We start from the raw sequence: 24,665 nt of genomic DNA, 5'->3' as shown, positions 1-24,665 counted from the left end.
CTAGCCCTCGTTGACTTGGCGTGGGTTGAAACCCAGAGGATGGGGCTGGTTACGCGCCTTGGCCAGTTCGATCTGTTTTTGTCGTTCGCGGGCACCGGCGCGGGTTTTCTCGGGCAGCGAATCCCAACAATGCGGACAGCTTACCCCCAGGGTGTAGTACTCGGACTGGCAATCTTGCACGGTAATCGGCGTGCGGCAGGCATGGCACTGGTCATAGTCACCCTCTGTCAGGTCATGGCGAACGGTGACCCGATTGTCGAAGACGAAGCAGTCACCCCGCCACTTGGTCTGCTCCTGGGGCACTTGCTCCAGATACTTGAGGATCCCGCCCTTGAGATGGAATACCTCGGCAAAGCCGGCACCGAGCATGTAGCTGGACGCCTTCTCGCAGCGAATACCGCCGGTGCAGAACATCGCCACTTTCTTGTGCCTGGCCGGATCGAAGTGCGCCTTGATGTAGTCGGGAAACTCGCGAAACGATTTGGTCTTGGGGTCGACCGCACCCTCGAACGTGCCTATCGCCACTTCATAGTCGTTACGCGTGTCGATCAGCAACACTTCGGGATCATTGATCAGCGCGTTCCAGTCATGGGCCTCGACATAGGTGCCGACCTGCAGGTTGGGGTCGACGCCCGGCACGCCCAGGGTGACGATCTCCTTCTTCAGCTTGACCTTGGTACGGTAGAACGGCTGCTCGTCGCAGTACGACTCTTTATGATCGACATCCGCCAGACGCGGATCCAGAGCAAACCAGGCGAGCAGGCCATCGATACCGGCGCGCGAGGCGGAGACGGTGCCATTGATGCCTTCTTCGGCGAGCAGCAAGGTGCCCTTGACGCCATTGGCCAGCATGCTTTGCAGCAGGGGTTCACGCAACGCCTGGTAATCCGCCAGGGAGACGAACTTGTACAGCGCGGCCACGACTATCTTGTCACTCATCAAACATCTTCCTTCAGTAGTCGCCCACGTAAAGGGCGGACTGGGCCTACAAACGAACACGCCGGCGTTAGCCGGCGCGTTGTCTAGTTTACGTTTCTTGGCGCTTGCCGTGTAGGGGCGGATTGACTCAGCGCTGAGCAAACAGCGCTACTCGTGTCGCGTCACAGATCAACCTGCGGGTAAACGGGCTCTCGGGTGGGTTAGGCGCACGCTGCCGATAGCGATGATCCAGCATGATCCGTTGCGCCGTAACCCACCATCGGCGCAACACGGGAGATCGCTTGGAGGGTTACGCGACGCGCCACGCTGGCGGTGCCTGAGCGCTCAGCGCTTGGCGCCGCTAACCTGCGCGGCCCGCCCCTCCTACGGTGATCCGACAGTTCAGGGCTGACGCGACACTAGCTAGCGTGCTTGCTGCCGCCCTTGCAGGTCGGCGAATTCGGAGCAGCACCCTGTTGCGCCCATTCCTCGGGCGTGTAGGTATGCAACGCCAGGGCATGCACCTGGCTCATCAATTCGCCCAGGCTGGCATAAACCTTCTGGTGCCGCTTCACCGCATTCAAGCCCGCAAATGCAGGGCTGACGATCACCGCCTTGTAATGGGTTTCCAGCCCTCGGCTGTGCATGTGACTTTCGTCCAGCACCTCGAGATGCTGGGGGTCAAGTGCAGCCAAGGCGCTCTGCAGTTGAGCTAGTTTCGACATATTCAAACTCCATTCACGGCTTTTTCGGTCCCAGCTCAGCGGACATATCCGCCAGCAGTTTATTCACTTTTGGTACCGCTATTTGCAGTTTTTCCTGGGTCAGCTGCGCCGATTGCTCGGTCAGCATCGGCATCTTTTGCAAGACCTTCTGGCCCAATGGCGACTGGTAGAAGCTAACCAATTCCTGCAGTTCCTGCTCGTTGAAATTACTGGTATAGAGCTTGACCATGTCCGGCTTGAGCTTGTCCCAGGCGACTGCCCGGTCCAACTCGGCATTGGCCTTGGCCTGGTAGGTTTCCAGCAGAGCCTGTTTGCTCTTGGGCGTGCCACTCTCGGCGAAACGCTGGGCGAACATCTGTTGCACCTGGGAATAGACCGGCACAACCAGCTTGTCAGCTTGTGCCAGCTGCAGAAAATGCTCCGCATCGGCAGCATGACTGCTGGCATCGGCAAACGCCTGGGCGCTGCCACAGGTCAATACAGCAACGGCACAGAGGGTAGATAAGCGCGACATTGTATGCTCCGGATTTAATGGGTCGAGTCGTATGTGACCCATGATCCACCATTTTGTGCCCAAGCCCGTTCACCACTCAAGTATGCTCGGCCCTATCGGCCGCCTACTTGCCGACAGATCAAAATGCCAGCACTTGCCCAACTCTGCAGGTGCGGGCAAGCTCAACTTATCTCAGTAAGCCTCTACGCTCTTCGATGACGGCAATCTCACTGCGTCATCGGTAACAGCGCACACATGGACGTGCCCGATGAACAGCTTCGCCCGCCCACACGCCTCTGCCGCGATAGCGCTGTGCGACTCCCGAGGCCAACTCAACCCGCAGGCCATCGGCTGGTCTCCCCGCCCCCAGGTTGACTGCGCACTGCCGGGACACTTGGGCCGTCGCAAACGCTGGAACCACTGGTGCATCACCACCCCACACTGGATGCTCTCGCTGACCCAGGCTGACCTCGATTATGTCGGCTACGGCGCCGCCTACTTTCTCGATCTGAGCAGCGGCCAGGCGATCGCGCATAGCCAACTGCGCGTACTTGCGCGAGATTGCGGACTGCCAGATCAGCCCGAGCAAAGCCATGAGTTCTGCCACCCACGCCTGCAACTGCGCGTCATTGAACAGCCGGGACGCTTGCGTCTGACCGTCGCGGCGCCCGACATTGGCGGACAGCCGCTACAGGTTGACTTGGACATCCAGCGCCCCGCCCACCTCGACTCGGCCAATCTGGTCGCCCCACTCGGGCCACGGCATTTTCACGCCACCTGTCGGCAAATGGGCCTGCCAGCCAGCGGCAGTGTGCAACTCGGCAACCGCCACTACAGTTGCGTAGCCGGACAAAGCTTTGCCGCCATGGACTTTGGCCGCGGCGTCTGGCCATTGCGCAGCCATTGGACGCGCGCCGCCTTTGCCGCACCGGGCGGTATTGCCGGCAATTTCGGCGCTGGCTGGACCGATCACAGCAGGCTATCGGAAAACGCCTTGTGGTTTGGCGGCGAACTGCTGCACCTGGACATGTCGGTGCTGATCCGGCAAAAAAACCAGTCACCCATGGCTCCGTGGCACCTCAGCAGTCCCGACGAACGGGTCGACTTGACCTTCACCCCGCAGCAGTTGCATCAAGCCTGCCCACGCCTAGGGCCTTTCTACGCCGATACCCAACAGTGGTTTGGCCATTTTGACGGCATATTGCGCGGCCCCAACGGTGCATGCGTACCGGTTGACGGAGCGCTAGGCTGGCTGGGCGCAACCCATGCTCGCTGGTAAACCTGTAGTGTTCAGGACTACCCGCAAGCGCATACGCAAGCCCAACCGTCTGCTAGGGAACCTGCAAGCGCTTGCAACGGCCTAAACTTGCTGAATCGCCTTCCGGAGAGTTCTATGAGCCGCACCGAAACCGACAGCCTCGGCCCCATCGAAGTGCCTGAAACGGCCTACTGGGGCGCGCAAACCCAGCGCTCGCTGATCAATTTCGCCATCGGCGATGAGCGCATGCCACTGGCCGTGCTGCATGCCCTGGCCTTGATCAAGAAAGCCGCTGCACGGGTCAATGACCGCATCGGCGACCTGTCGCCGGACATCGCCAGGCTGATCGAGCAAGCCGCCGACGAAGTATTGGCTGGCCAGCATGATGAGCAATTCCCCTTGGTGGTCTGGCAAACCGGCAGCGGCACCCAGAGCAACATGAACGTCAACGAGGTAATTGCCGGCCGCGCCAACGAACTGGCCGGCGGCGCACGCGGTGGCAAGAGTCCGGTGCACCCCAACGATCACGTCAACCGCGCGCAAAGCTCCAACGACTGCTTCCCCACGGCCATGCACATCGCCGCTGCCAGCGCCGTGCTGCATGACTTGCTGCCAGCCCTGGCCGACCTGTCCGGCGGGCTGGCCGAGCAATCCGCCCGCCATAGCAAGCTGGTCAAGACCGGACGCACCCACATGATGGATGCCACGCCGATCACCTTCGGTCAGGAGCTGTCTGCCTTCGTTACCCAGCTCGACTATGCCGAGCGGGCGATCCGGGCAACCTTGCCAGCGGTTTGCGAACTGGCTCAAGGCGGTACCGCCGTCGGCACTGGGCTCAATTCGCCCCAGGGCTTTGCCGAAGCCATCGCCGCCGAACTTGCAGCCTTGAGCGGCCTGCCACTGGTCAGCGCGCCCAACAAGTTCGCCGCCCTGGCCGGTCACGAACCCCTGACCAGCCTGTCCGGCGCACTGAAAACCCTCGCCGTGGCCCTGATGAAAATCGCTAATGATTTGCGCCTGCTCGGCTCTGGCCCGCGTACAGGATTTGCCGAGGTCAAACTGCCGGCCAACGAACCTGGCAGCTCGATCATGCCGGGCAAGGTCAACCCGACCCAATGCGAAGCGCTGTCGATGCTGGCGTGCCAGGTCCTGGGCAATGATGTCACCATCGGTTTTGCCGCGAGCCAAGGGCATCTGCAATTGAACGTGTTCAAACCGGTGATCATCCACAACCTGCTGCAATCGATTCGCTTGCTCGCCGATGGCTGTCGCAACTTCCAGCAGCACTGCATCGCCGGCCTGCAACCGGATGCGGCGCAGATGGCGGCGCACCTGGAGCGCGGCCTGATGCTGGTGACGGCCCTGAACCCGCATATTGGCTATGACAAGGCTGCGGAAATCGCCAAAAAAGCCTATCAGGACGGCAGTACCCTGCGTGAAGCCGCGCTGCAACTGGGGTATCTGACAGAAGAACAATTCGACGCTTGGGTCCGCCCGGAAACCATGCTGGAGGCCGGCAACCATGACTGAAGCAGCCAAAAGCGGTGCCACCCCAATCGAAGGCGACGGCAAACGCATCCTGATGATTCTCGGCACGCCGAAAACCAGCAGCCTCTGCCACGCCCTCGGCGAAGCCTATGCCCAGGGTGCGCGCAACGAAGGGCATGTGGTGCGGCAGTTGAAACTCGGCGAACTGAGCTTCGACCCGGTGCTGCGCGACGGCTATGACCAGAGCCAGACCCTGGAGCCGGACTTGCTCGAAGCACAGCGGCAGATCCACTGGGCCGAGCATCTGGTATTCGTCTACCCGGTCTGGTGGGGCGGCTTTCCGGCGCTGCTCAAGGGCTTCTTCGACCGGGTGTTCCTACCCGGCTTCGCCTTCAAGTACCGCGCTCGCTCGCAACTGTGGGACAAACTGCTGAGCGGCCGTACCGCCGATTTGCTGGTGACCCTAGACACCCCGCCCTGGTACTTCCGCTGGGTCTATGGCGCGCCGGCGCATCGGCAGATGACGCGCACCATCCTTGGCTTCAGCGGCATCAAAACCCGGCGCCTGAGCGAGTTCGCCCCGGTACGCCCCTCCAGCGAGGAGCAACGGCAGAGCTGGCTACGTCGTGCCGAAACACTCGGCAGCCGCGCCTAAAGCGACCAGGCGCGCACGACGGGCATGCAGAGCGCAGGGTGGGGCAGGCGCACGCAGAAACAGGTGCCATGCCCCAGGACTTGGCCCGCCGTAACCCACCATGGCAGTGCCCCGACCGACGCTGTGCCGGGTGGCATGACACTCGATACCGCTATCACATTCAAACTGCTCGCAGACGCCGCTAACCCAGCCTACAACTGCGCTGCGATACGCAACCGCCGGGCACGCAGGCTGACCATCAGCGACGGGCCGAGGGCAGTCAGTACCGATCCCAGCACCACCAACGCCGCGCCGCCGTAGGCTATCCAATTGATCTGCTCGGGCCGGACATGCTCAGGCCACCAGGTCGCCGCCAGTGCTACCGAGCCGAATGTCACCAGCGGCGTGATCGCCAGCGTTGCACTGACCCGCGAGGCCTCCCAATGCGCCAGCGCCTCGGCAAACGCACCATAGGCCACCAGGGTATTCAGGCAGCAGGCGAACAGCAGCCATGCCTGCAACGAATTCAACTCGAAGACCTGCTGCGGCTGCGCCCAAGGGGTCAACAACAGCGCACAGGCCAGGTAGATCACCATCATCACCTGCAACGAATTCCACACCGTCAGCAACTGCTTTTGCGCCAAGCCGTAAAACGTCCAGACAACTGCGGCCAGCAGCACGATCAGAACCCCGGCGGTGTAAGCGCTCAACGAGGTCAGCAATTCGCCCAAGCGCTGATTGAAAAACAGCACAAAACCGCACAGCAGCACGGCCAGACCCATACCCTGGCCGAGACTGAAACGCTCGCGGAAGACAAACAGACTGCTGATCAGCAGCAAGATAGGCGCGACCTGGATCACCAATTGCGTGGTGCCGGGACTGAGTAGATTCAGGCCGGTCAGATAGAGCACATAATTGGCACTTAAGCCGGCAATCGCTAAGGCGAGAAGCCAGGCGCCCTTGCGGCCCAGAGGGCGGAAACGCGGCAAGCCTTGGGACACGGCCAAATAAGTCAGCAGAATCGAACCGGACACCAGCAGTCGATACCAGGTGACCGTGACCGGGTCCATCACCTGCAGTACTTGTTTGAGTTTGATCGGCAACACGCCCCAGAGCAGAGCGGTGAGCAGCGCCAGGAACAGGCCATAAAGCCAGCGGCCGGAAGAGATGTGCATGACTGCCTCGCTCGCCAGCTAACGGCGAAACCGCTATCTTATGCCGCCACGGCCAACCGACACAGTCACAGTTCAGCGGGGTTGCATACGACAACTGTACTGCTGACGAGCGATACACAGCCACACAGTTGACGTCAAAAACATAAACAAGCAGAAGCGCAGGCGATACACATCAAAAAAACAACCATTGGTCGTCAACTCAAACGAGTTCATCCACGCGGCTTAGACTGAACCTATTAGGCTCATTGCATGAGGTTATTGCCATGTTCGGTCAACGCACCATCGACCCCAGCCCCGGCACGCACTACCGCAGCGAGCGGGTCACTGCGGTCAACGGCCAGTATTTCTTCTCTACGCGCGAAGGCACCCTCGAAGGCCCCTACTTCACGCGCATCGACGCAGAGCGGGACATCGGCTTCTATATTGACCGTGTGCTACAGGCCAGCGACAGCATTAAGAGTCGAGCATTCTGATCGGAATGTATCGCCCATAAAAAACCCTCAGGTATCTCTACCTGAGGGCTTCGTATATGGCGCAGCGGACGGGACTCGAACCCGCGACCCCCGGCGTGACAGGCCGGTATTCTAACCGACTGAACTACCGCTGCGTGTCGGATGGGCTTGCGCCCAAAGAACTCTTGCTTCATCGGGAAGAACAGCTGTACTAGCCGTTCTACCTCATGCCAAGCGAACTCGGCATGGAAAATATGGCGCAGCGGACGGGACTCGAACCCGCGACCCCCGGCGTGACAGGCCGGTATTCTAACCGACTGAACTACCGCTGCGCGTCGGTCGGACTTGCGTCCGAATTCACAAAGAGTGGTGGGTGATGACGGGATCGAACCGCCGACCCGCTGCTTGTAAGGCAGCTGCTCTCCCAGCTGAGCTAATCACCCTTCGCTTTGTGAGGCGCGCAATTTACGGCCGGGGCGGACCTAAGTCAATACTCTGCTTAAAGTTTTTCTGAAAAAGCAGAAAACATCGCAACACCGAAGCAAGAACATGAGCCATTTCCCAAGACCCGCCGCAGGATCGAAACGCCGCCTTACTGCGCCACGTGCAAGGTTAACCTTGCCGCCACTCGATTGTCCTCAGCCCGATCCAGGCCCGCCTCGGCAATTTGCACGCCCTGCTGTTCCAGCCGACTGAACCAACGCTGGAGCTGGGCGAATGGCGCCGGCTGCAAATTGACCTGCAGCGAACCGTCGCTCTCGCTGTCCAGCCGCACTATGGCCAACCCCTGCTCGGCGGCGCTGGCGGTAACCAGCCCCTGCAAGCGTGCCGGATCGAGACTGACCTGTGGCTTGCTCACCAAGCTGCGCGCCAACGGCGCCTGTGCCTGCAGGTAAGCATGCAAGGCGCGCTCCTGCTGATAGGTGCTGCGTGCCGCAATCACGCCCTGACGCGCCGGCTGCCAGAGCAACAGATACAACAGCGCCAGCAGCACAAACAGCGCCAGTAGCCCCAGAGCCAGGCGCTCGCGGGCTTGCAAGGCACGCCAGCGCTGCACCAGTACCGAGCCCTGCAGCTGCGCCGCAGATGGCTTCATCAACTCGCCCAAACGATTCATGCTCATCCTCCGATCACCAGACGGGCGCTGACGCCAGCCGTTTCACGGCTGGCCGAACCCAGTTGCACCGCCAAACCGGCCTCCTGCAGACGCTCACGCAGTCGCTCCAGCTCGGCAAACCCAGGCGCCTGAATCTGCATGGCCAAATCACCACGCACCTCGCTGAAATCCACCTGCTGAACCAAAATCTGTGTGCCCTCCGCGCTCAGCGCCTGATTCACCTGCGTGAGCATGCCGAGCAAACGCCCCTGACCGCTAGCGCCGCCCGCAGCCAGGTGTTGATCCAGCTGGGCGCGCAGATTGACCAGCTTGTGGTCGTCGGGGAACAGCTCTCGATAGAGCGCCGCGCTGACCTCGGCGTAGTTCTGCGCCTGATTCTGCAACTGCCAGCCTTGGGCCAGGTTGAAGCCCCACTGCAACACCAGCCACAGACCGACCAACCCCAGCAGCGGACGCCAGCGCTGCCACTGGCCACTTTCTTGGTACGTGGCAAATTCACCCTGGGCCAAATTGTTCTCGCTCGCCTGGCCGGCCAGCCAGGTATAGCCATCGACGATTTCGGTAGCCGTATCCACCGGTTCCAGCCCCGACTGCCGGGCTGTACGATAGGCAACATGCGGATGGGCGCAGCTAGCGGCCAACGCCGACCAATCCTCCGCTCCCAGTGCCAGGCGGGCCACCCCTTCGCCGCCGAGCAACCAGCGCGATTCCAGGTGTAGCAACTGAGTGCCCTGACGTGGCAGCAGATCGGCATCCACGGCAATCGTGCGTGGCGGCGTTGGGCACAGCGCCAACCAGCTGGTTAGCCAACTGCGGCGTACGGCAAACACCCGATGACGACCGTCCTCGAGCTGCTCGCCCAAGGCCAGATGCAACTGCTCAATGTCTTCGGCGAGCAATTCCTCCACCGCGTACGGCAGAGCCTGGCGCAGCCAGCGGGCTTTCTGCGTCGGCAGGCGCACGGCGCAGACCGTTACCGCCTCGACCGGCAGAACCAGGGTCCAGGCATCGGCCAACCCAGCCATCGCCTCGGCAAACGGCAGACACTGACTGTCGCCCTCGCGCACCCGCTGCACCGGCAACTCCGCTAAGGCGTCGGCACAGGCCGCAGGTGGCAGGAACACACACAATTGATTCATTGCTCAACTTCCTCGACGGGCGCAGACGGGACACCGCTCTGCCCCAGATCACGGGCTAGGACATACAGCTTGCCATTGCTGGCACGCTGCAGGGTGCTGCGTAAAACCTGACGGCGATCGCCTACGCTAACCTCGCTGATCACCTGAAAATACTGACTGCCCACAGCCAGCCTCTGGCTCTGCACCTGCAACCCGGGCAATTGCGCGAGAAAACTCGACACATCGGCATAGCCCTGGCCAGCGCGCCGGGCCACCAGGCCCTCGGCCGTACTCAGCGGCAGCCCCTCGGCCAGACTTGCCAGCACCTGGGCGCTGGCGGTATTGACGTTCAAGGTCGCATCCGCCGGCAAGGCACTGACCCAGGGCAACAGGCGCTGGTAATCGACTTCATTCATCTCCAGCAACAGGCGCAACTCGGATACATCGGCCAGCGCCCGGTTGGCGGCGCGATAGGCCGGCTCTGCCAGCAAGTATTGATTATCCTCGGCGCCATAGCCGCCGCTCGGTTCAAAATCGGCGTCCAGCCAGTCGAGCAAGCGCTCGGCATAGGGAGTGTCGATCTGCAAAGCCAAGAGTAATCGGCGAAACTGCGCCACTGCTGCGTCATTAGGTGCGCCTTGGCGCACCAGGCTGTTGAGATTGAATCGCCCAGTCGGGTCGATGATGTGCACCCGCAACTCACCGCCCTCGTCCAGGGCGAACGGCGCCAACGGCTGCGCCCAGGCTTCGTCCAGATGATCCACAGGCGCACGTGGATTGCCTTGCTGCAAGTCGCGCCGCAACACCGCCTTGGCCAGGGTTTCGCCGCCCAGGGCGTACTGCCAGGCCTGGCGCACATGCAATTGGTTGGCGCTGCTGCGAATCGACAACTGTTGGCGGGCGATAATCCCGGCGCAGACCACCGTCACCACCGCCACCACCAACATCACGGTGATCAGCGCCACACCGCGCTGCGCCTTCATGGTTCGCTGCCCTCGCCCGACACTTGCTGCTCGTTTGACTGACCCGCCTCTGGCGCCTGCGCGGCCTCCTTGGGCAGCGCATCAGACAAACGCAACAGACGCCGCAGCTCGCCATACCGTCGGTGTTCGAGCACCAATTCGAGCGCCTGGGGCAACATGGTCAGCTGCGCTTCGCCACTGACCGCAGGGGGCGGCCAGCTGCTTTGCCAGTTGCCCTCATCATCCAGAAAACGCAAGCGTATGCTCAGTACCCCATCCAGCGCCTGCTGCACCTGGGGCTGACTGTCCTGGGCCTGATCGAGCACATTCCAGTAGCGCCGCTGCCACTGCTCGCCGCTCAGTTGCCAGCGCACCCGCTGCAGATCGGCACGCACCAAGCCGAGCGGATTGCGCCAACCGGCCCGGCTCAGCTCCACTCCGGCGTCATCGCCCTCTTCGCCCAGCAAGGCAGGACGTGGCTCGCCAAAAGGATCGCGCACTGGCCGCACACTCACCTGCAGCAGGTCGCGCTCGAAGGCGGCGATAGCGCGTACCAGTTCACGCAGTTGTTGTTCGTGGGCGCGCGTACTGCTATCGGTTAGCAGCACGCTGTCGAGCATGCGGTAGGTGGCCAAGCCGAGCAGGGCGAATAGCGCGATGGCGATCAGCAATTCGAGCAGGGTGAAGCCGCGTGCGTACCTCATCGTCCATCCCCGAGAAAGCCGCTGAGGCTGATCACCGCATGTTCGCGCAGGTCACCAGCGCGGTTGCCTCTGTCCGGGCGCGGCGCCACCCACAAAGTGACCCGGCGCATGCTCGGTTCACTGGTCGCCTGAATTTCGCTCTGCCATTGCCAGCGCCGCCCGGCGAACTCCTGCTCGCCCTGATCACGCCCATCGCCAGCAGGCGTTTTGGCCAACTGCAGCTCGGTCAATCGATTATCGGCGATCCACATCGCCAGGGTCTTGTCTTCCAGGCGGGCAGCGACTTGCAGGCTGCGCGCGCTGGCGGTCAGCACGCTGGCGGCCACCACGGCGAAAATCGCCAGGGCGATCAGCACCTCGAGCAGGGTGAAGCCACGGCACTGTTTCATCCTGGCCGACCCGCTTGGCCGTCGACCTCGACCTTGGGCAAACGAAAGCCATCGCTGGACAACAGCAAACGCAGACCATCCTTACGCCGCTCACTCAAGCGCAAGCGAAAGGGGCTGAGCTCGCCACTGGAGAGCAGCAGCAATTGAGGTGTGGGATTGGCCGCACCACGCGGCTCGGTTGCCGGCTGCGGCAAGTGCAGCGCCTCGCCTTCGAGTTCGACGCTCAGCTCGGCCCAAGCCGGCAAACGGTAGGGTTTGTCATCCAGCTCCTGCCAGCGCGCGGACAGGGGGTCATAACGCAGCACCCGATAGCCCTCGGCATGCAACAGCAAGCCGTATTCGCGATTGTCCAGCACCGCTTCCTCAGCCAACACGCCAATCAATCCGGCCAGCCGCTCGGCTTCGTTACGCAACTCGCGGGCCGGGCCGGCGATGCCGCTGCTGAGTACAGCCATGCCGATCAGGCTGCCGACAATCACGATAACCACCAGCAACTCGACCAAGGTAAAGCCCCGGACCGGGCTGGACGCGCCACTGCGACCGGCAAACATAGCTCAGTAAAGCCTCATCAGAGGTCCCAATTACCGATATCGGCATCCAGGTCACTACCGCCCTGCTTGCCATCGGCTCCCAGCGAATAGAGGTCAAAGGCACCTCGGGTACCCGGCGCCAGGTATTGGTAGACATTGCCCCATGGATCGACGGGCAGACGTTTGAGGTAGCCGTCGCGGCTCCAGTTCTTCGCCGGTGGGTTGCCGGATGGCTTCTCCACCAACGCCTCCAAACCCTGCTGGGTGCTTGGATAGGCGTAATTGTCCAGCTTGTACATGTCCAGCGCAGCGGAGACCGCCTTGATGTCGCTCTTGGCGACCGTGACCTTGGCCTGATCCGGCCGACTCATGATTTGCGGCACCACCAACGCGGCAAGGATGCCGAGAATCACCACCACCACCATGATTTCGATCAGGGTAAAACCTGCCTGAAGCCTGGCAGGCCGCGGCCAAGCGCCCCGGGTTGACTTGGCTGCATTGTTCAACCTATTCACCTGCTTTACCCCACCAACTGATTGAGAGACAGAATCGGCAGCAGGATGGCCAGTACTATGACCAGCACCACTGCGCCCATAAACACCAACATAAAAGGCTCGAATAGCCCAACCAGCAACGCCACCTGAGCGCTCAGGTCGTTTTCCTGATTGCGCGCCGTGCGCGCGAGCATCTGATCCAGCTCGCCGGAGCGCTCGCCGCTGGCGATCATGTGCAGCATCATCGGCGGGAACTGCCCACTGGCTTCCAGGGCGCGGGTCAGGCTACCGCCTTCGCGGACTTTTTGCGCGGCGACCACCACCTGCTGCCGAATCACCCGGTTGACTATCACTTCCGCGCCGATACCCAGCGCCTCCACCAGCGGCACGCCGCTGCGAGTGAGAATCGCCAGGGTCGAGGCAAAACGGGCGCAATCAGTGGCTCGAATCAAGCCACCGAGCAACGGCACGTGCAGCAGAAACCCATGCCAACGCAGCTTCAGCGCCTCATCGTGCAACGCCCAGCGCAGGGCGAAAAAGCCCAGCAGTGCCAGGATCAACGCCAGCCAGCCCCAGCCCTTGACCCATTCACTGGCCACGATCAACCCGCGAGTCAGCGCCGGCAGGGTTTGCCCAGAGTCGACGAACACCCGCACGATATCCGGCACCACATAGCCAAGCAGAAAACCAACGATCAGCAGCGAGGTGCACATCAGGATCAACGGATAAAGCAGCGCCAGCTGAATCTTCTGCCGCGACTGCTGACGCTGCTCGGTGTAATCGGCCAGCTGCTCCAGTACCGGACCGAGGTGCCCTGCATGCTCGCCGGCCGCCACGGTAGAGCGGTACAGCTCGGGGAAGGCCGCGGGGAATTCCGTCAGACTGCTGGCCAGACCGTGGCCTTCCAGGACTCGTGCACGCACTACCAGCAGCATGCTCTGGATCCGCGGTATGCGGGCCTGGGCCGCTGCCGCACGCAGCGCTTCCTCGACCGGAAGCGCAGCCTGGATCAGCGTCGCCAGCTGGCGAGTGAGCAAGGCCAGATCGCGCGCCGACAGCCCACGCACCAGACTGAAGTGCCCGCCGCCACGGGCTTGCTCCCGGGTGCGGGTGGCCTCGACCTCCAGCGGCGCCAACTGCCGCTCGCGCAGAATTTGCCGTACCTGGCGGGCACTGTCGGCCTCCAGTACACCTTTGTGCTGGCGACCATTGCCATCGAGGGCGAGGTATTCGAATGCGGCCATGTCTGTCCTAAATCACTCTTCCTGGGTCACGCGTAACACTTCTTCCAGACTGGTCAGCCCTTCCAGCACCTTGCGCCGGCCATCCTCGCGAATACCTGGAGCGCGCGTCCGGGCATGGCGAATCATGTCCTGCTCTGAGGCGGCATTATGGATTAGTGTGCGCATGTGCTCGTCGAACATCACCAATTCGTAAATCCCGGTACGCCCACGGTAACCCTGCTCATGGCACTCGCCACAGCCGCGGGGGTGATACAGAGTCGGCGGTGATTCGCCCTCCACGCCGAGCAGTGCGCACTCGGCGGCATCGGCCTGATAGGCCGCCTTGCAGTGCGGGCAAAGTACCCGCACCAGGCGCTGGGCCAACACGCCAAGCAAGGAGGAAGACAGCAGGAACGGCTCGACACCCATGTCCACCAGCCGGGTGATGGCGCCTACTGCGCTGTTGGTGTGCAGCGTGGAGAGTACCAGATGGCCGGTCAGGGAGGCCTGTACGGCGATCTCGGCGGTGTCCTTGTCGCGGATCTCGCCGACCATCACTACGTCCGGGTCCTGGCGCAGGATCGCGCGCAGACCGCGGGCGAAGGTCATGTCGACCTTGGGGTTGACCTGGGTCTGGCCGATACCCTCGAGGTGGTACTCGATCGGATCCTCCACCGTGAGGATATTGCGCGTGCGGTCGTTGAGGCTGACCAGACTGGCATACAGTGTGGTGGTCTTGCCGGAACCGGTGGGGCCGGTGACCAACAAAATGCCATGGGGTTTGTGCACCGCCGCCTCCATCAACTGGCGATCCCGCGCGCTCATGCCCAGATGTTCTAGATTGAGGCGCCCGGCATGTTTGTCGAGCAGGCGCAGCACCACCCGCTCGCCATTGGCCGAGGGCAACGTGGAGACGCGGATATCCACCTCGCGGCCACCGACCTTCAGGGAGATGCGCCCGTCCTGGGGTACGCGCTTCTCGGCGATGTCCAGACGCGCCATGACCTTGATCCGCGACACCAGCAGCGCCGCCAGCTCGCGCTTGGGCTCGAGCACCTCACGGAGGATGCCATCCACGCGAAAACGCACCACTAGGCGCTTCTCGAAGGTTTCCAGGTGGATATCCGAAGCATCTTCCTTGATCGCTTCGCCAAGGATGGCGTTGATCAGCCGGATGATCGGGGCGTCATCCTCCTGCTCCAACAGGTCTTCGATTTGCGGCACCTGCTCGGCCAGGGCCGCCAGATCCAGACTGCCGCCCAGCCCCTCGGCCAGTTGCATGGCCCCAGATTCGTGCTGATAAGCCTTGGCCAGAGCCTGCTCAAACGCTTCGCTGGTCAAGGCCTGCATGGGTAATCGGCGCCCGGCAAAGCGCTGGGCCTCGGCCAGCGCCACCAGTTCGACGGCAGCGCGATGGGCCAGACAGGGCGGATCGGCCTCGATCAGCAAGACCACGCCGTGACGTTTGGCGAAGCTGAACGGCAAACGGCGCAGGGGGGCTTCGGTGGGCAGTGTATTCATCCTGGATAAGCCTTGAAACGGTGACCTGGCCGGCGTATCACGACTGATTATGACCGTTGTACGTCTGCGGTTGCGCCGATTGGTGGTTATGAACTTCCCGCACTGGAGCGGGAAAACTAAGCGCTGGTGAAAACAACTCCCGCCTACTGCGAGCGCTGTCCGACGGCATTCGATATTGTCTCAAACTCTGCGCTATCTTTAGCACATCGCCGAACATGACACACCACCCTGACAGGGGGCTGTCAAATGCTCGTCAACTGTCTATGATCGGCGCGCGGATCGCGCCACATAACAATAAATTTCTGGAGTAACGCTTTTGCCTCTTATGGCTACTCGACGCTGGATGCAACTGCACGCAACTACTCTGGTTGGCGTTGTGGTCGTCTTGGCCATGAGCATTAGCCTGGCCTGGCAAACCGCCGAGTGGCTGCGCCTGCTGAGGGCTCCGGCTGTGCTCGGCACACCGAATACGGCTAGCCTGCTGCCCCCTGCCTCCGGCCAAGGGCTGGAGCAGTTATTCGGCAGCAGCCAGAGCAGTGAGGCGCCACCACCCGCCACTACCATGCGCCTGACACTGCTCGGCAGCTTCGTACATGCCGACCCCAAGCGCTCCAGTGCGATCATTCGCCTGGATGGCAACCAGGCACAGCGCTACGGCATAGACAGTGAAGTGATTGGCGGCGTAAGCCTGCATGCGGTCCACACCGATCGCGTAGAGTTGCTGCGCAATGGCCGCCTCGAAAGCCTGGCGTTTCCACACAATCGCTCCAGTGATCAGGGTATGGTTTACGCGCCAGACGCAGCCGCGACTGATGCGCAGGATCAACTCGACCAACTGGAAGCCGGCAACCTCGAGCAACTGCGCGAACGCATGGACGCCCTGCGCCAGCAGATGGAAGCTGCCGGTACCTTGCCAGCGGACGCCCCCCCCACCGACCAGACTACGGAAAGCAACTGAACCGATGACTCCGATCTTCTCGCGCCTCACCTGCGCCCTGCTTGCCGCCGGCTTGGCGTTCAGCTCTTTGCCCCTGAATGCGGCCATTAGCCCGGCAACACCCAGCGCCAACCAACAGGAAGAAAGCTGGACCATCAACCTGAAGGGCGCCGATATCCGCGAGTTCATCGAGCAGATCGCGCAGATCACCGGGGAAACCTTCATCGTCGATCCGCGGGTCAAAGGCCAGGTCAGCGTGGTATCGAGCACGCCGCTGACCCTGAGCGAAATCTATCAACTATTCCTCTCGGTGATGGCCACCCACGGTTTCAGCGTCATCACCCAGGGCGAGCAGGCGCGTATCGTGCCCAACGCCGAGGCCAAGGCCGATGCGGGACAAGGCCGCCCCGCCCCGGATCTCCTGGAAACTCGCCTGATTCAAGTGCAGCACACTTCAGCAACCGAACTCATTCCCTTGCTTCGCCCCCTGGTGCCTCAATACGGCCACCTGGCCGCAGTCACCTCGGCCAACGCGATCATCATCAGTGATCGCAGCGCCAATATCGCGCGCATCGAAGACTTGCTGAGTCAGCTCGACCAGAAAGGTGATCGCGATTACAGCGTGCTCGACCTTCAGCATGCCTGGGTCATGGATGCCGCCGAACTGCTCAATAAAACCCTGGAGCGTGGCCAGGGGAAAGGCTCGGCCGGTATCCAGGTAATCGCCGACGCGCGCACCAACCGCCTGATCATCCTTGGCCCACCGGCGGCGCGCGCCAAGCTGGTAGCGTTGGCGCAATCGCTGGACAGCCCGACCAGTCGCTCAGCCAATACCCGGGTGATTCTCCTGCGCCATAACGACGCCAAGGCTCTTGCGGAAACCCTCGGCGATATCTCCGAAGGGCTGAAAACCCAGAGCGACGGAGAATCCACCGGAAGACCGCAGAACATCCTGATTCGCGCCGACGAAAGCCTCAACGCCCTGGTATTACTGGCTGATCCGGATCTGGTGGCGACCCTCGAAAACATCGTCCGCCAGCTCGATGTGCCGCGCGCTCAGGTGATGGTGGAAGCGGCCATCGTCGAAGTTTCCGGTGACATCAGCGATGCCCTCGGCGTGCAGTGGGCGGTGGATGCCCGCGGTAGCACAGGCGGCCTAGGCGGGGTGAACTTCAGCAACACCGGTCTGTCGGTCGGCACTGTCCTGCAAGCCGCCCAGGATCAACGTAATAACATCGACAACCCGATACTCAACAGCCTCCCGAACGGCGCCATCATCGGCCTCGGCACCGACAGCTTCGGCGTGCTGATCACCGCGTTGTCGGCCAACACCAAGAGCAACCTGCTGTCGACGCCCAGCCTGCTAACGCTGGACAACCAGAAAGCGGAAATTCTGGTCGGGCAGAACGTGCCCTTCCAGACCGGTTCCTTCACCACCAGCGCCGCGGGGGCGGACAACCCCTTCACCACCATCGAGCGCCAGGACATCGGCGTGACCCTGAAAGTCACCCCGCATATCAACGAAGGCGCCAGCTTGCGCCTGGAAATCGAACAGGAAATCTCCTCCATTGCCCCGACTACCCAGGGGGTCAATGCGGTGGACCTGATCACCAACAAGCGCTCGATCAAGAGCACTATCCTCGCCGAAGATGGCCAGGTCATTGTGCTGGGCGGACTGATTCAGGACGATGTGACTCAGACCGTTTCGAAAGTGCCGCTACTTGGCGATATCCCCCTGCTCGGCCGTTTGTTCCGCTCGTCCAAGGACACTCACATCAAACGCAACCTCATGGTGTTCCTGCGCCCGACCGTGATCCGCGATGCCGCAGGCCTGGCCGCACTATCGGGCAAGAAGTACAGCGATATCCGGGTGCTCGGCGATGTGAGCAACGATTACCGCCCGGGCATCCTGCCACGCGACCCCAAAAAACTGTTCGATCGTGACAATACGCCGGCCATCGACGTGCGCGAGTAAAGTCTGCGTACATGAAAAAGCCCCGACTCTCTCAGCGGGGCTTTTAGGTTCTGCGCATTATTGCCGGAAAGACCAGAGTGACAGGCTGGGCGGCAGGTCCCGTGGCAGTCGCCAAACACCGCAATCCCCGGATCTACGTCTCAGGGATTGCGACTATGTCTTCCCCAGAGTCAAGGCTGCCTTCTCCGCAAGCGCGCGTTGAAGCAAAAAAACCGCGTCTGCAACGACGCGGTTTTTTTGTGGCTAAGCCCTGCTGAAAAGACCGCGCCTCAGCGATACGCCTCGAACAAGCCGGTGGCGCCCATGCCGCCACCCACACACATGGTGACGATGCCGTAACGCAGGTTGCGCCGCTGCAGCTCGCGCACCAGATGGCCAACCTGACGCGAACCGGTCATGCCGAATGGGTGACCGATCGAAATAGACCCACCATTGACGTTGTACTTGTCGTTGTCGATACCCAGGCAATCGCGGGCATACAGGCACTGCGAGGCAAAGGCCTCGTTGAGTTCCCACAGATCGATATCGGCAACGCTCAAGCCCTTGGCTTTGAGTAGTTTCGGCACCGAGTACACCGGACCGATGCCCATTTCGTCTGGCTCGCAGCCGGCGACGGCGAAGCCGCGGAAATAGGCTTTAGGCTTGAGGCCCAATTCCAGGGCTTTCTCCAGGCTCATCACCAGAGTCATGGAGGCGCCATCGGACAACTGCGAGGCGTTGCCGGCCGTTACCGAGCCATCATCGGCAAACACCGGCTTGAGCCCAGCCAGGCTTTCCAGAGTAGTGTCGGCACGGTTGCAGTCGTCGCGATCGACCACTGCCTCGAGCAGCGTCTTCTCGCCAGTGGCCTTGTCTTCGACCAGGTAGGTGACGCTCATCGGCACGATTTCGTCGTCGAAGCGGCCTTCGGCCTGGGCCCGCGCGGTGCGCTGCTGGCTCTGCAGGGCATAGGCGTCCTGGGCTTCGCGGCTGACGTTATAACGCCGTGCGACTATCTCGGCAGTCTGGCCCATGGGGTAATAGATACCCGGTACATCTTTCTGCAAAACCGGGTTGAACAGATTGTCGGTGTTCATGCTTTTCATGGTCATGGTGATCGATTCGACCCCACCGGCGACGATGATCTCGCTGCAGCCCGAGGCGATCTGATTGGCGGCGATGGCGATGGCTTGCAGACCCGAAGAGCAGAAGCGGTTGAGGGTCATGCCGGCGACCTGGGTACCCAGGCCGGAAAGCACCGCCACATTGCGGCCGATGTTCATGCCTTGGGCGCCTTCGTTGGAGCCGGCACCGACGATGCAATCTTCGACCAGCGCCGGGTCCAGGCCGCTGCGTTGCAGCAGCGCATTCACGCAATGAGCCGCCATATCGTCCGGACGGGTCTGGTTGAACTTGCCACGGAAGGATTTGGCCAGGCCAGTCCGCACGCTATCGACAATCACCACTTCACGCATGATGCACCTCATTATTGTTGACGTTGGATATACGGCGAGAATAAGGCTGAACAATCTCAGCCTGCGAGGATCATTCACCAGTCATATGCGCGACCATCGTTGCCTAGCCGGGTGCACGCCACGTTACGCCGCTTCGGCGGATGCCATCAATCCTTGGCGAACGCGGCCTCCAGCGCCTCATTGATAGTGCGCAGCACCTTGACCCGAGCGAAGCGCTTGTCGTTGGCCTCGACCAATGTCCAGGGCGCGATCTCAGTACTGGTACGGTCGACCATATCGCCCACGGCATCGCGGTACTGCGGCCACTTCTCGCGATTGCGCCAGTCGTCCGCGGTGATCTTGAAGCGTTTGAAGGGGGTCTGTTCTCGCTCGTTGAAGCGCTGCAACTGGGTTTTCTGGTCGATCGCCAGCCAGAATTTGACCAGCACCACGCCGGCGTCAGTCAGCTGCTCCTCGAAGTCGTTGATCTCGCCATAGGCGCGCAGCCAGTCAGCGGGACTGCAAAAACCTTCGACCCGCTCCACCAGCACCCGGCCGTACCAGGAACGATCGAACATGGTGAACTTGCCGCGCGCCGGGATTTGCCGCCAGAAACGCCACAGGTAGGGCTGCGCGCTCTCCTCGTCGGTCGGCGCCGCGACCTGCACGATGCGGTACAGACGCGGATCGAGCGCCGCCGTCACTCGGCGAATCGCGCCGCCCTTGCCGGCGGCATCGTTACCCTCGAACACCGCCACCAGGGCATGCTTGCGCATGCGTTTGTCGCGCAGCAAACCCGACAGCCGCGCCTGCTCGGTGACCAGTTGCTCGTTGTAGTCACTCTTGTCCAGCGCCTGGCTCATATCCAGGCTGTCGAGCACGCTCAGATCATCCAGGCTGGACGTCAGCGGCGCCGCATGGGGCTGAAGCTGCGACTGGCTTCTGGCTTTGAGCGCCGCTTGCAAGCCATCGAGGAGAATTCGCCCGACCGTCAGGCTGCGGTAATACTCGTCCACGCCTTCGACCACATACCAGGGCGCATAGTCACGACTGGTGCGGCGTAGCACCCGTTCGCCGACCCGCACATACTTGTCATAGGTCTTCGACGACTGCCAATCCAGCGGGCTGATGCGCCAACTGTGCAAGGGGTCGTCCTGCAACGATTTGAGGCGCGCCTTCATCTGTTTCTTGGACAGATGAAACCAGAACTTGAAGATCAACGCGCCCTCGTCACAGAGCATGCGCTCCAGGGCCGAGGCCGCATCAATCGCCTGGTCCAGCACGGCATTCTTGAAATGTCCTTGCACCCGCCCCTGCAGCATCTGGCTGTACCAGTTGCCGAAGAACACTCCCATGTGGCCCTTGGGCGGTAACTGTCGCCAATAGCGCCAGGCCGGCGGCCGGGCCAACTCCTCGTCAGTCTGTTGATCAAAGGTACTGACCTGGATCAGACGCGGGTCCATCCACTCGTTGAGCAGCTTGACCGTCTCACCCTTGCCAGCCCCCTCGATACCGCAGAGCAGGATGATCACCGGAAACCGCCCCTGATCCTTCAACTCGTACTGTGCTTCCAGCAATGCCTCACGCAACTCCGGCACGACGGCATCGAAGGTGGCTTTATCGATGGCGTGACCAATCTCGGCGGACTCGAACATGACTAGCTCCCTGATCTGATCAGCAGAGCCTAGCGGATCGCGCGAGCGATTAGGTGAAGCATATGCGGGTGCCCGGCCGATCGGACCGCGCCAACAGAGCAACGCGCCGGCTCGGCCCTGCGCCAAAAGCCGCGGCGCACCCTGAAGTGCTTGGGCAACCGCGCTAGAATGCCCGCCTGCCCAATCTGGTGCCCTTGCCATGCCCGACACCCCGCTCGACCTACCCGCCACCCAACCCGCGCAGCTCGACTGGGACGCCGAGGGGCAGCCGTTATCGCGGCTATTCGGCGATGTCTATTTTTCCAATCAGAATGGCCTGGCCGAAACCCGCCATGTGTTTCTCGCCAACAACGATCTGCCGGCGCGTTACAGTGCCCTGGGCGAGGGCGAACAACTGGCAATAGGCGAAACCGGCTTCGGCACCGGGCTGAATTTTCTCTGCGCCTGGCAGTTGTTCGAGCAGCTGGCGCCCGCTGGCGCACGGCTGCACTTCGTCAGCGTGGAGAAATACCCGCTCACCCACAGCGACCTGCAGCGCGCGCTGGCCTTGTGGCCAGAGCTGGCGCCCTTTGCGCACGAATTGCTCGGCCAGTACGTCGCCCTGCATCCGGGCTTTCAGCGCCTGATTTTCGCCGGCGGACGGATCATTCTGACCCTGCTGATCGGCGATGCCCTGGAGCTGCTGCCGCAACTCGACGCGCGGATCGACGCCTGGTTTCTCGACGGCTTCGCCCCGGCGAAAAATCCGCAGATGTGGACCCCCGAGCTGTTCGTCGAACTGGCCAGGCTGAGCGCACCCGGCGCCAGCATCGGCACCTTCACCAGCACCGGCTACGTGCGCCGCCGCCTGAATGACGCCGGCTTCAAGATGCAGCGCGTGCCGGGCCTGGGCAGCAAGTGGGAAGTACTCAAGGGCCAGTTCGTCGGCACCGCCGTGGGCGCCAGCAAACCCTGGTTCGCCCGGCCGGCGCAGCGCACCAGCGCACGCCAGGCCCTGGTTATCGGGGCGGGAATGGCCGGCTGCGCCACTGCCGCCAGCCTGGCCATACGCGGCTGGCAGGTGACCCTACTGGAACGCCACGCCAACATCGCCGAGGAAGCCTCGGGCAACCCGCAAGGCGTGCTCTACCTCAAGCTGTCAGCCCATGGCACGGCGCTGTCGCGGCTGATCGTCAGTGGCTTCGGCTACACCCGCCGCCTGCTCGAGCAGCTGCACAAAGGTCGCGACTGGGACAACTGCGGGGTACTGCAACTGGCCCTCGACAGCAAGGAGGCGCAACGCCAGGCGCAACTGGCGGCGGCCTTCCCCAGCGATCTGCTGGTCAACCTCGACCAGGCCAGCGCCGAAGCCAAGGCCGGCATCCAGCTCCCGGCCGGCGGCTTGTTCTACCCGCAAGCCGGCTGGGTTCACCCGCCAGCGCTGTGCCGGCTGCTCGCCGAGCAGCCGAATATTCGCCTGCAACTGCACCAGGAGGCGCTGGAGTTACGTCGTGATGGACAAACCTGGCAAGCCTGGAACGGCGAACAGTTGCTGGCCAGTGCAGCCGTGGTGGTGCTGGCCGGCGCCGCCGAGATCAAGCGCTTCCCCTACAGCGCCGAACTGCCGCTCAAGCGTATTCGCGGGCAGATCAGCCGAGTACTGGCCACCGCACAGAGCACGGCACTGCGCAGCGTGGTATGCGCATCGGGTTATATCGCGCCCGCACGCCTCGGCGAACACACCCTGGGCGCAAGTTTCGACTTCAAAAGCGACGACCTGACGCTCAACAGCGCCGATCATGCAGACAATCTGGCACTACTCGAGGAAATATCGAGCGACCTGGCCGAACGCCTGCACAGCACCCAGCTCGACCCGGCACAACTCGAAGGCCGCGCCGCCTTTCGCTGCACCAGCCCGGACTACCTGCCCATCGTCGGCCCCCTGGCGGATCGCCCAGCCTTTCTCCAGGCCTACGCGGTGCTGACCAAGGATGCCCGCCAGGTTCCGGACACCCCCTGCCCTTGGCTCGACGGCTTGTATATCAACAGCGGCCACGGTTCGCGCGGGCTGATCACCGCACCGCTGTCTGGCGAACTGATTGCCGCCTGGCTCAACGATGAACCGCTGCCCGTGCCCCGGGATGTCGCCGAGGCCTGCCATCCCAACCGCTTCGCCCTGCGTCTGTTGATACGCGGCCAATAGCCGCAACCCCAGACGTGGCGCTTGCTTGCACTCACGACCCACACATACCCTACGGGGTATACAGACACGGAGTGACACCAGCATGCGCCTGATCCTCGTACTCGCCGCCCTGCCGACCCTGGCCTGGGCCGCTCCTGCTGCAGACCTGGCCAACCTCGAACGCGAAGCCGCCGGCCTTATCCCACCCTTCCAGCAACAGTTGATGCAGACGGTGAAAACTGCCGTCGCGGCCGGCGGCCCGGTGCAGGCCGTGCAAGCCTGCCAACTGCTCGCGCCAACTATCGCCGTGGAGCACAGCCAGCACCCCTGGAAAGTCGGACGCACCGCCCTGCACCTGCGCAACCCGGATAATCAGCCAGATGCCTGGGAACGTCAGGTACTGGAAGACTTTTTACAGCGGCAAAGCGCCGGCGAAGAGCTGACGCAGATGAGCGCGTCGGCGGTCGTCGACGGCGAGTTCCGTTACATGCAAGCCATCGCCACCGGCGAGCCGTGCCTGGTTTGTCACGGCCAGGCGATCAAGCCCGAGGTAGCGGCGCAGATCGAACAAGACTATCCCGCGGATCAGGCCAGCGGCTTTGGCCTGGGCGAACTACGCGGCGCCTTCACTCTGCGGCGCACGCTGGCGGCTGCAGCACCATGAGCGAACAAACCCGCGCGGCCCATGAAGACGCCATGCTCAAGCGCCTGGCCCGGGTCGAAGGGCAGATCCGCGGCATCCAGGCGATGATCCGCCGCAGCGAGGACTGCGAGGCCATCGCCCAGCAATTCGCTGCCGCCCGCAAGGCGCTGGACAAGGCCTACCAGGAGATGCTCGCCTGCCTGCTGGAAGAAGCCGTACTCGACCCCGAGCACGACCCCAGTGAAACCCTCGCCCGGGTTCGCGCCATTTTCACCAAGTACACCTGAGTTTTGTAGGTGCCAGAGGGGACGCCAAGTCTTTGCTGGCTCCTGCAGAGTGCCGCTTGAGCGCTTTGGTCCAGATCTGGCGAATAGTCGAGATTGTGGGGCGGCTCGGGCGGCGTTCCGTTCGGAGCGCAGCGACAACCCGCCGGCTGTTGTGCCGCGTCGCTGAGCCATGGCGCACGGCCTTCGGCGAGTGGCATCCTGATATGGATTGACCTATCAACTATGGATCCAGCATTTCGTTTTTGCTCTCCTCGCAGTGGCTTAGGTTCAGGGTATGGAGGACGATTCTGCGACGGTGGATCACTCTGATATACGTGGGTTGGTTACCGACCTGACTTCACTTCGTCGCGGAGCTGCCCTTCTACGGATGGCT

24 protein-coding genes and 3 tRNA genes are annotated in these 24,665 nt (G+C 62.3%); 9 read left to right on the top strand and 18 right to left on the bottom strand.

Features of this window, described 5'->3' with window-relative positions:
* The 3 genes from trhO to VCJ09_RS08865 all read right to left on the bottom strand — a co-directional run bounded on the left by trhO (position 1) and on the right by VCJ09_RS08865 (position 2,157).
* Positions 1-939, bottom strand: coding sequence for an oxygen-dependent tRNA uridine(34) hydroxylase TrhO (trhO, locus tag VCJ09_RS08875; protein WP_324734003.1), 939 nt, complete (start codon positions 937-939; stop codon positions 1-3).
* Positions 940-1,337: 398 nt separating this feature from the next.
* Entirely contained in the window at positions 1,338-1,643 is a 306-nt protein-coding gene (locus VCJ09_RS08870) for a BolA family protein (protein ID WP_324734002.1), read from the bottom strand.
* 13 nt (positions 1,644-1,656) lie between these two features.
* Complete coding sequence (locus VCJ09_RS08865) at positions 1,657-2,157, bottom strand: DUF2059 domain-containing protein (RefSeq protein WP_324734001.1); 501 nt, start codon at positions 2,155-2,157, stop codon at positions 1,657-1,659.
* 247 nt (positions 2,158-2,404) lie between these two features.
* Between VCJ09_RS08865 and VCJ09_RS08860 the strand changes: the two genes are divergently transcribed.
* From VCJ09_RS08860 to VCJ09_RS08850, 3 genes are all read left to right on the top strand, one after another.
* Positions 2,405-3,415 carry a DUF2804 domain-containing protein gene (locus VCJ09_RS08860; RefSeq protein ID WP_324734000.1) on the top strand — a complete coding sequence of 337 codons (1,011 nt, stop codon included), beginning with the start codon at positions 2,405-2,407 and terminating at the stop codon, positions 3,413-3,415.
* A 114-nt stretch (positions 3,416-3,529) separates the two neighbouring features.
* Positions 3,530-4,924 carry a class II fumarate hydratase gene (locus VCJ09_RS08855; RefSeq protein WP_324733999.1) on the top strand — a complete coding sequence of 465 codons (1,395 nt, stop codon included), beginning with the start codon at positions 3,530-3,532 and terminating at the stop codon, positions 4,922-4,924.
* Positions 4,917-5,537, top strand: a complete 621-nt coding sequence (locus VCJ09_RS08850) for an NAD(P)H-dependent oxidoreductase (RefSeq protein WP_079201488.1) — start codon at positions 4,917-4,919, stop codon at positions 5,535-5,537. Before VCJ09_RS08855 ends, VCJ09_RS08850 begins: the two co-directional genes overlap by 8 nt.
* 191 nt (positions 5,538-5,728) lie before the next feature.
* On the opposite strand, the gene VCJ09_RS08845 is transcribed toward VCJ09_RS08850, so the two are convergent.
* Complete coding sequence (locus VCJ09_RS08845; RefSeq protein WP_324733998.1) at positions 5,729-6,691, bottom strand: DMT family transporter; 963 nt, start codon at positions 6,689-6,691, stop codon at positions 5,729-5,731.
* Between the two features lie 263 nt (positions 6,692-6,954).
* Between VCJ09_RS08845 and VCJ09_RS08840 the strand changes: the two genes are divergently transcribed.
* Positions 6,955-7,164: a DUF6316 family protein gene (locus tag VCJ09_RS08840; protein ID WP_324733997.1), complete on the top strand. Its 210-nt coding sequence runs from the start codon at positions 6,955-6,957 to the stop codon at positions 7,162-7,164.
* 57 nt (positions 7,165-7,221) lie between these two features.
* On the opposite strand, the gene VCJ09_RS08835 is transcribed toward VCJ09_RS08840, so the two are convergent.
* The 12 genes from VCJ09_RS08835 to gspE form a co-directional block, all read right to left on the bottom strand.
* A tRNA-Asp gene (locus VCJ09_RS08835) sits at positions 7,222-7,298 on the bottom strand.
* 100 nt (positions 7,299-7,398) lie between these two features.
* Positions 7,399-7,475 (bottom strand) — tRNA-Asp (locus VCJ09_RS08830).
* A 35-nt stretch (positions 7,476-7,510) separates the two neighbouring features.
* A tRNA-Val gene (locus VCJ09_RS08825) sits at positions 7,511-7,586 on the bottom strand.
* Between the two features lie 149 nt (positions 7,587-7,735).
* The gene (locus VCJ09_RS08820; RefSeq protein WP_324733996.1) at positions 7,736-8,260 is read right to left on the bottom strand and encodes a type II secretion system protein M; all 525 of its coding nucleotides are present in this window, start codon (positions 8,258-8,260) and stop codon (positions 7,736-7,738) included.
* A 2-nt stretch (positions 8,261-8,262) separates the two neighbouring features.
* Entirely contained in the window at positions 8,263-9,399 is a 1,137-nt protein-coding gene (gspL, locus tag VCJ09_RS08815; RefSeq protein ID WP_324733995.1) for a type II secretion system protein GspL, read from the bottom strand.
* Positions 9,396-10,361: a type II secretion system minor pseudopilin GspK gene (gspK, locus tag VCJ09_RS08810; protein WP_324733994.1), complete on the bottom strand. Its 966-nt coding sequence runs from the start codon at positions 10,359-10,361 to the stop codon at positions 9,396-9,398. The genes gspL and gspK overlap by 4 nt, the downstream gene beginning before the upstream one ends.
* Positions 10,358-11,044 (bottom strand): type II secretion system minor pseudopilin GspJ, encoded by a 687-nt coding sequence (gene gspJ / locus VCJ09_RS08805; RefSeq protein WP_324733993.1) that lies wholly within the window; start codon positions 11,042-11,044, stop codon positions 10,358-10,360. The genes gspK and gspJ overlap by 4 nt, the downstream gene beginning before the upstream one ends.
* On the bottom strand, positions 11,041-11,433 hold the full coding sequence (gene gspI / locus VCJ09_RS08800) for a type II secretion system minor pseudopilin GspI (RefSeq protein WP_324733992.1): 393 nt from the start codon (positions 11,431-11,433) through the stop codon (positions 11,041-11,043). The genes gspJ and gspI overlap by 4 nt, the downstream gene beginning before the upstream one ends.
* The gene (gspH, locus tag VCJ09_RS08795; RefSeq protein WP_324733991.1) at positions 11,430-11,984 is read right to left on the bottom strand and encodes a type II secretion system minor pseudopilin GspH; all 555 of its coding nucleotides are present in this window, start codon (positions 11,982-11,984) and stop codon (positions 11,430-11,432) included. Before gspH ends, gspI begins: the two co-directional genes overlap by 4 nt.
* Before the next feature lie 17 nt (positions 11,985-12,001).
* Positions 12,002-12,469 carry a type II secretion system major pseudopilin GspG gene (gspG, locus tag VCJ09_RS08790; protein WP_324733990.1) on the bottom strand — a complete coding sequence of 156 codons (468 nt, stop codon included), beginning with the start codon at positions 12,467-12,469 and terminating at the stop codon, positions 12,002-12,004.
* A 14-nt stretch (positions 12,470-12,483) separates the two neighbouring features.
* Positions 12,484-13,701: a GspF family T2SS innner membrane protein variant XcpS gene (gene xcpS, locus VCJ09_RS08785; protein WP_324733989.1), complete on the bottom strand. Its 1,218-nt coding sequence runs from the start codon at positions 13,699-13,701 to the stop codon at positions 12,484-12,486.
* 12 nt (positions 13,702-13,713) lie between these two features.
* Positions 13,714-15,201 carry a type II secretion system ATPase GspE gene (gspE, locus tag VCJ09_RS08780; protein WP_324733988.1) on the bottom strand — a complete coding sequence of 496 codons (1,488 nt, stop codon included), beginning with the start codon at positions 15,199-15,201 and terminating at the stop codon, positions 13,714-13,716.
* A gap of 343 nt (positions 15,202-15,544) precedes the next feature.
* Between gspE and VCJ09_RS08775 the strand changes: the two genes are divergently transcribed.
* Together VCJ09_RS08775 and gspD are read left to right on the top strand one after the other, a co-directional pair.
* Entirely contained in the window at positions 15,545-16,159 is a 615-nt protein-coding gene (locus tag VCJ09_RS08775) for a type II secretion system protein N (protein ID WP_324733987.1), read from the top strand.
* A 4-nt stretch (positions 16,160-16,163) separates the two neighbouring features.
* On the top strand, positions 16,164-18,113 hold the full coding sequence (gspD, locus tag VCJ09_RS08770) for a type II secretion system secretin GspD (RefSeq protein WP_324733986.1): 1,950 nt from the start codon (positions 16,164-16,166) through the stop codon (positions 18,111-18,113).
* Between the two features lie 269 nt (positions 18,114-18,382).
* Here gspD and VCJ09_RS08765 read toward each other — a convergent pair whose 3' ends face one another.
* Positions 18,383-19,567 (bottom strand): thiolase family protein, encoded by a 1,185-nt coding sequence (locus tag VCJ09_RS08765; RefSeq protein ID WP_324733985.1) that lies wholly within the window; start codon positions 19,565-19,567, stop codon positions 18,383-18,385.
* A gap of 146 nt (positions 19,568-19,713) precedes the next feature.
* Positions 19,714-21,201 carry a polyphosphate:AMP phosphotransferase gene (pap, locus tag VCJ09_RS08760; protein WP_324733984.1) on the bottom strand — a complete coding sequence of 496 codons (1,488 nt, stop codon included), beginning with the start codon at positions 21,199-21,201 and terminating at the stop codon, positions 19,714-19,716.
* A 199-nt stretch (positions 21,202-21,400) separates the two neighbouring features.
* Between pap and mnmC the strand changes: the two genes are divergently transcribed.
* The 3 genes from mnmC (at position 21,401) to VCJ09_RS08745 (ending at position 24,292) form a co-directional block, all read left to right on the top strand.
* The gene (mnmC, locus tag VCJ09_RS08755) at positions 21,401-23,383 is read left to right on the top strand and encodes a bifunctional tRNA (5-methylaminomethyl-2-thiouridine)(34)-methyltransferase MnmD/FAD-dependent 5-carboxymethylaminomethyl-2-thiouridine(34) oxidoreductase MnmC (RefSeq protein ID WP_324733983.1); all 1,983 of its coding nucleotides are present in this window, start codon (positions 21,401-21,403) and stop codon (positions 23,381-23,383) included.
* An 82-nt stretch (positions 23,384-23,465) separates the two neighbouring features.
* On the top strand, positions 23,466-24,026 hold the full coding sequence (locus VCJ09_RS08750) for a Tll0287-like domain-containing protein (protein ID WP_324733982.1): 561 nt from the start codon (positions 23,466-23,468) through the stop codon (positions 24,024-24,026).
* The gene (locus VCJ09_RS08745; RefSeq protein WP_324733981.1) at positions 24,023-24,292 is read left to right on the top strand and encodes a metal-sensing transcriptional repressor; all 270 of its coding nucleotides are present in this window, start codon (positions 24,023-24,025) and stop codon (positions 24,290-24,292) included. Before VCJ09_RS08750 ends, VCJ09_RS08745 begins: the two co-directional genes overlap by 4 nt.
* Positions 24,293-24,665 lie beyond the last annotated feature (373 nt).

It is taken from the genome of Pseudomonas paeninsulae (genome assembly GCF_035621475.1).
Taxonomy (GTDB): domain Bacteria; phylum Pseudomonadota; class Gammaproteobacteria; order Pseudomonadales; family Pseudomonadaceae; genus Aquipseudomonas; species Aquipseudomonas paeninsulae.
Note: the sequence above shows the minus strand (reverse complement) of the source record. Positions and strands in the feature narration are given on the sequence as shown.

What these genes read in the sequence shown, in the direction of transcription:
- trhO (WP_324734003.1), bottom strand. Translation starts at nt 939, where the DNA reads ATGAGTGACAAGATAGTCGTGGCCGCGCTGTACAAGTTCGTCTCCCTG.
- VCJ09_RS08870 (WP_324734002.1), bottom strand. Translation starts at nt 1,643, where the DNA reads ATGTCGAAACTAGCTCAACTGCAGAGCGCCTTGGCTGCACTTGACCCC.
- VCJ09_RS08865 (WP_324734001.1), bottom strand. Translation starts at nt 2,157, where the DNA reads ATGTCGCGCTTATCTACCCTCTGTGCCGTTGCTGTATTGACCTGTGGC.
- VCJ09_RS08860 (WP_324734000.1), top strand. Translation starts at nt 2,405, where the DNA reads ATGAACAGCTTCGCCCGCCCACACGCCTCTGCCGCGATAGCGCTGTGC.
- VCJ09_RS08855 (WP_324733999.1), top strand. Translation starts at nt 3,530, where the DNA reads ATGAGCCGCACCGAAACCGACAGCCTCGGCCCCATCGAAGTGCCTGAA.
- VCJ09_RS08850 (WP_079201488.1), top strand. Translation starts at nt 4,917, where the DNA reads ATGACTGAAGCAGCCAAAAGCGGTGCCACCCCAATCGAAGGCGACGGC.
- VCJ09_RS08845 (WP_324733998.1), bottom strand. Translation starts at nt 6,691, where the DNA reads ATGCACATCTCTTCCGGCCGCTGGCTTTATGGCCTGTTCCTGGCGCTG.
- VCJ09_RS08840 (WP_324733997.1), top strand. Translation starts at nt 6,955, where the DNA reads ATGTTCGGTCAACGCACCATCGACCCCAGCCCCGGCACGCACTACCGC.
- VCJ09_RS08820 (WP_324733996.1), bottom strand. Translation starts at nt 8,260, where the DNA reads ATGAATCGTTTGGGCGAGTTGATGAAGCCATCTGCGGCGCAGCTGCAG.
- gspL (WP_324733995.1), bottom strand. Translation starts at nt 9,399, where the DNA reads ATGAATCAATTGTGTGTGTTCCTGCCACCTGCGGCCTGTGCCGACGCC.
- gspK (WP_324733994.1), bottom strand. Translation starts at nt 10,361, where the DNA reads ATGAAGGCGCAGCGCGGTGTGGCGCTGATCACCGTGATGTTGGTGGTG.
- gspJ (WP_324733993.1), bottom strand. Translation starts at nt 11,044, where the DNA reads ATGAGGTACGCACGCGGCTTCACCCTGCTCGAATTGCTGATCGCCATC.
- gspI (WP_324733992.1), bottom strand. Translation starts at nt 11,433, where the DNA reads ATGAAACAGTGCCGTGGCTTCACCCTGCTCGAGGTGCTGATCGCCCTG.
- gspH (WP_324733991.1), bottom strand. Translation starts at nt 11,984, where the DNA reads ATGTTTGCCGGTCGCAGTGGCGCGTCCAGCCCGGTCCGGGGCTTTACC.
- xcpS (WP_324733989.1), bottom strand. Translation starts at nt 13,701, where the DNA reads ATGGCCGCATTCGAATACCTCGCCCTCGATGGCAATGGTCGCCAGCAC.
- gspE (WP_324733988.1), bottom strand. Translation starts at nt 15,201, where the DNA reads ATGAATACACTGCCCACCGAAGCCCCCCTGCGCCGTTTGCCGTTCAGC.
- VCJ09_RS08775 (WP_324733987.1), top strand. Translation starts at nt 15,545, where the DNA reads ATGCAACTGCACGCAACTACTCTGGTTGGCGTTGTGGTCGTCTTGGCC.
- gspD (WP_324733986.1), top strand. Translation starts at nt 16,164, where the DNA reads ATGACTCCGATCTTCTCGCGCCTCACCTGCGCCCTGCTTGCCGCCGGC.
- VCJ09_RS08765 (WP_324733985.1), bottom strand. Translation starts at nt 19,567, where the DNA reads ATGCGTGAAGTGGTGATTGTCGATAGCGTGCGGACTGGCCTGGCCAAA.
- pap (WP_324733984.1), bottom strand. Translation starts at nt 21,201, where the DNA reads ATGTTCGAGTCCGCCGAGATTGGTCACGCCATCGATAAAGCCACCTTC.
- mnmC (WP_324733983.1), top strand. Translation starts at nt 21,401, where the DNA reads ATGCCCGACACCCCGCTCGACCTACCCGCCACCCAACCCGCGCAGCTC.
- VCJ09_RS08750 (WP_324733982.1), top strand. Translation starts at nt 23,466, where the DNA reads ATGCGCCTGATCCTCGTACTCGCCGCCCTGCCGACCCTGGCCTGGGCC.
- VCJ09_RS08745 (WP_324733981.1), top strand. Translation starts at nt 24,023, where the DNA reads ATGAGCGAACAAACCCGCGCGGCCCATGAAGACGCCATGCTCAAGCGC.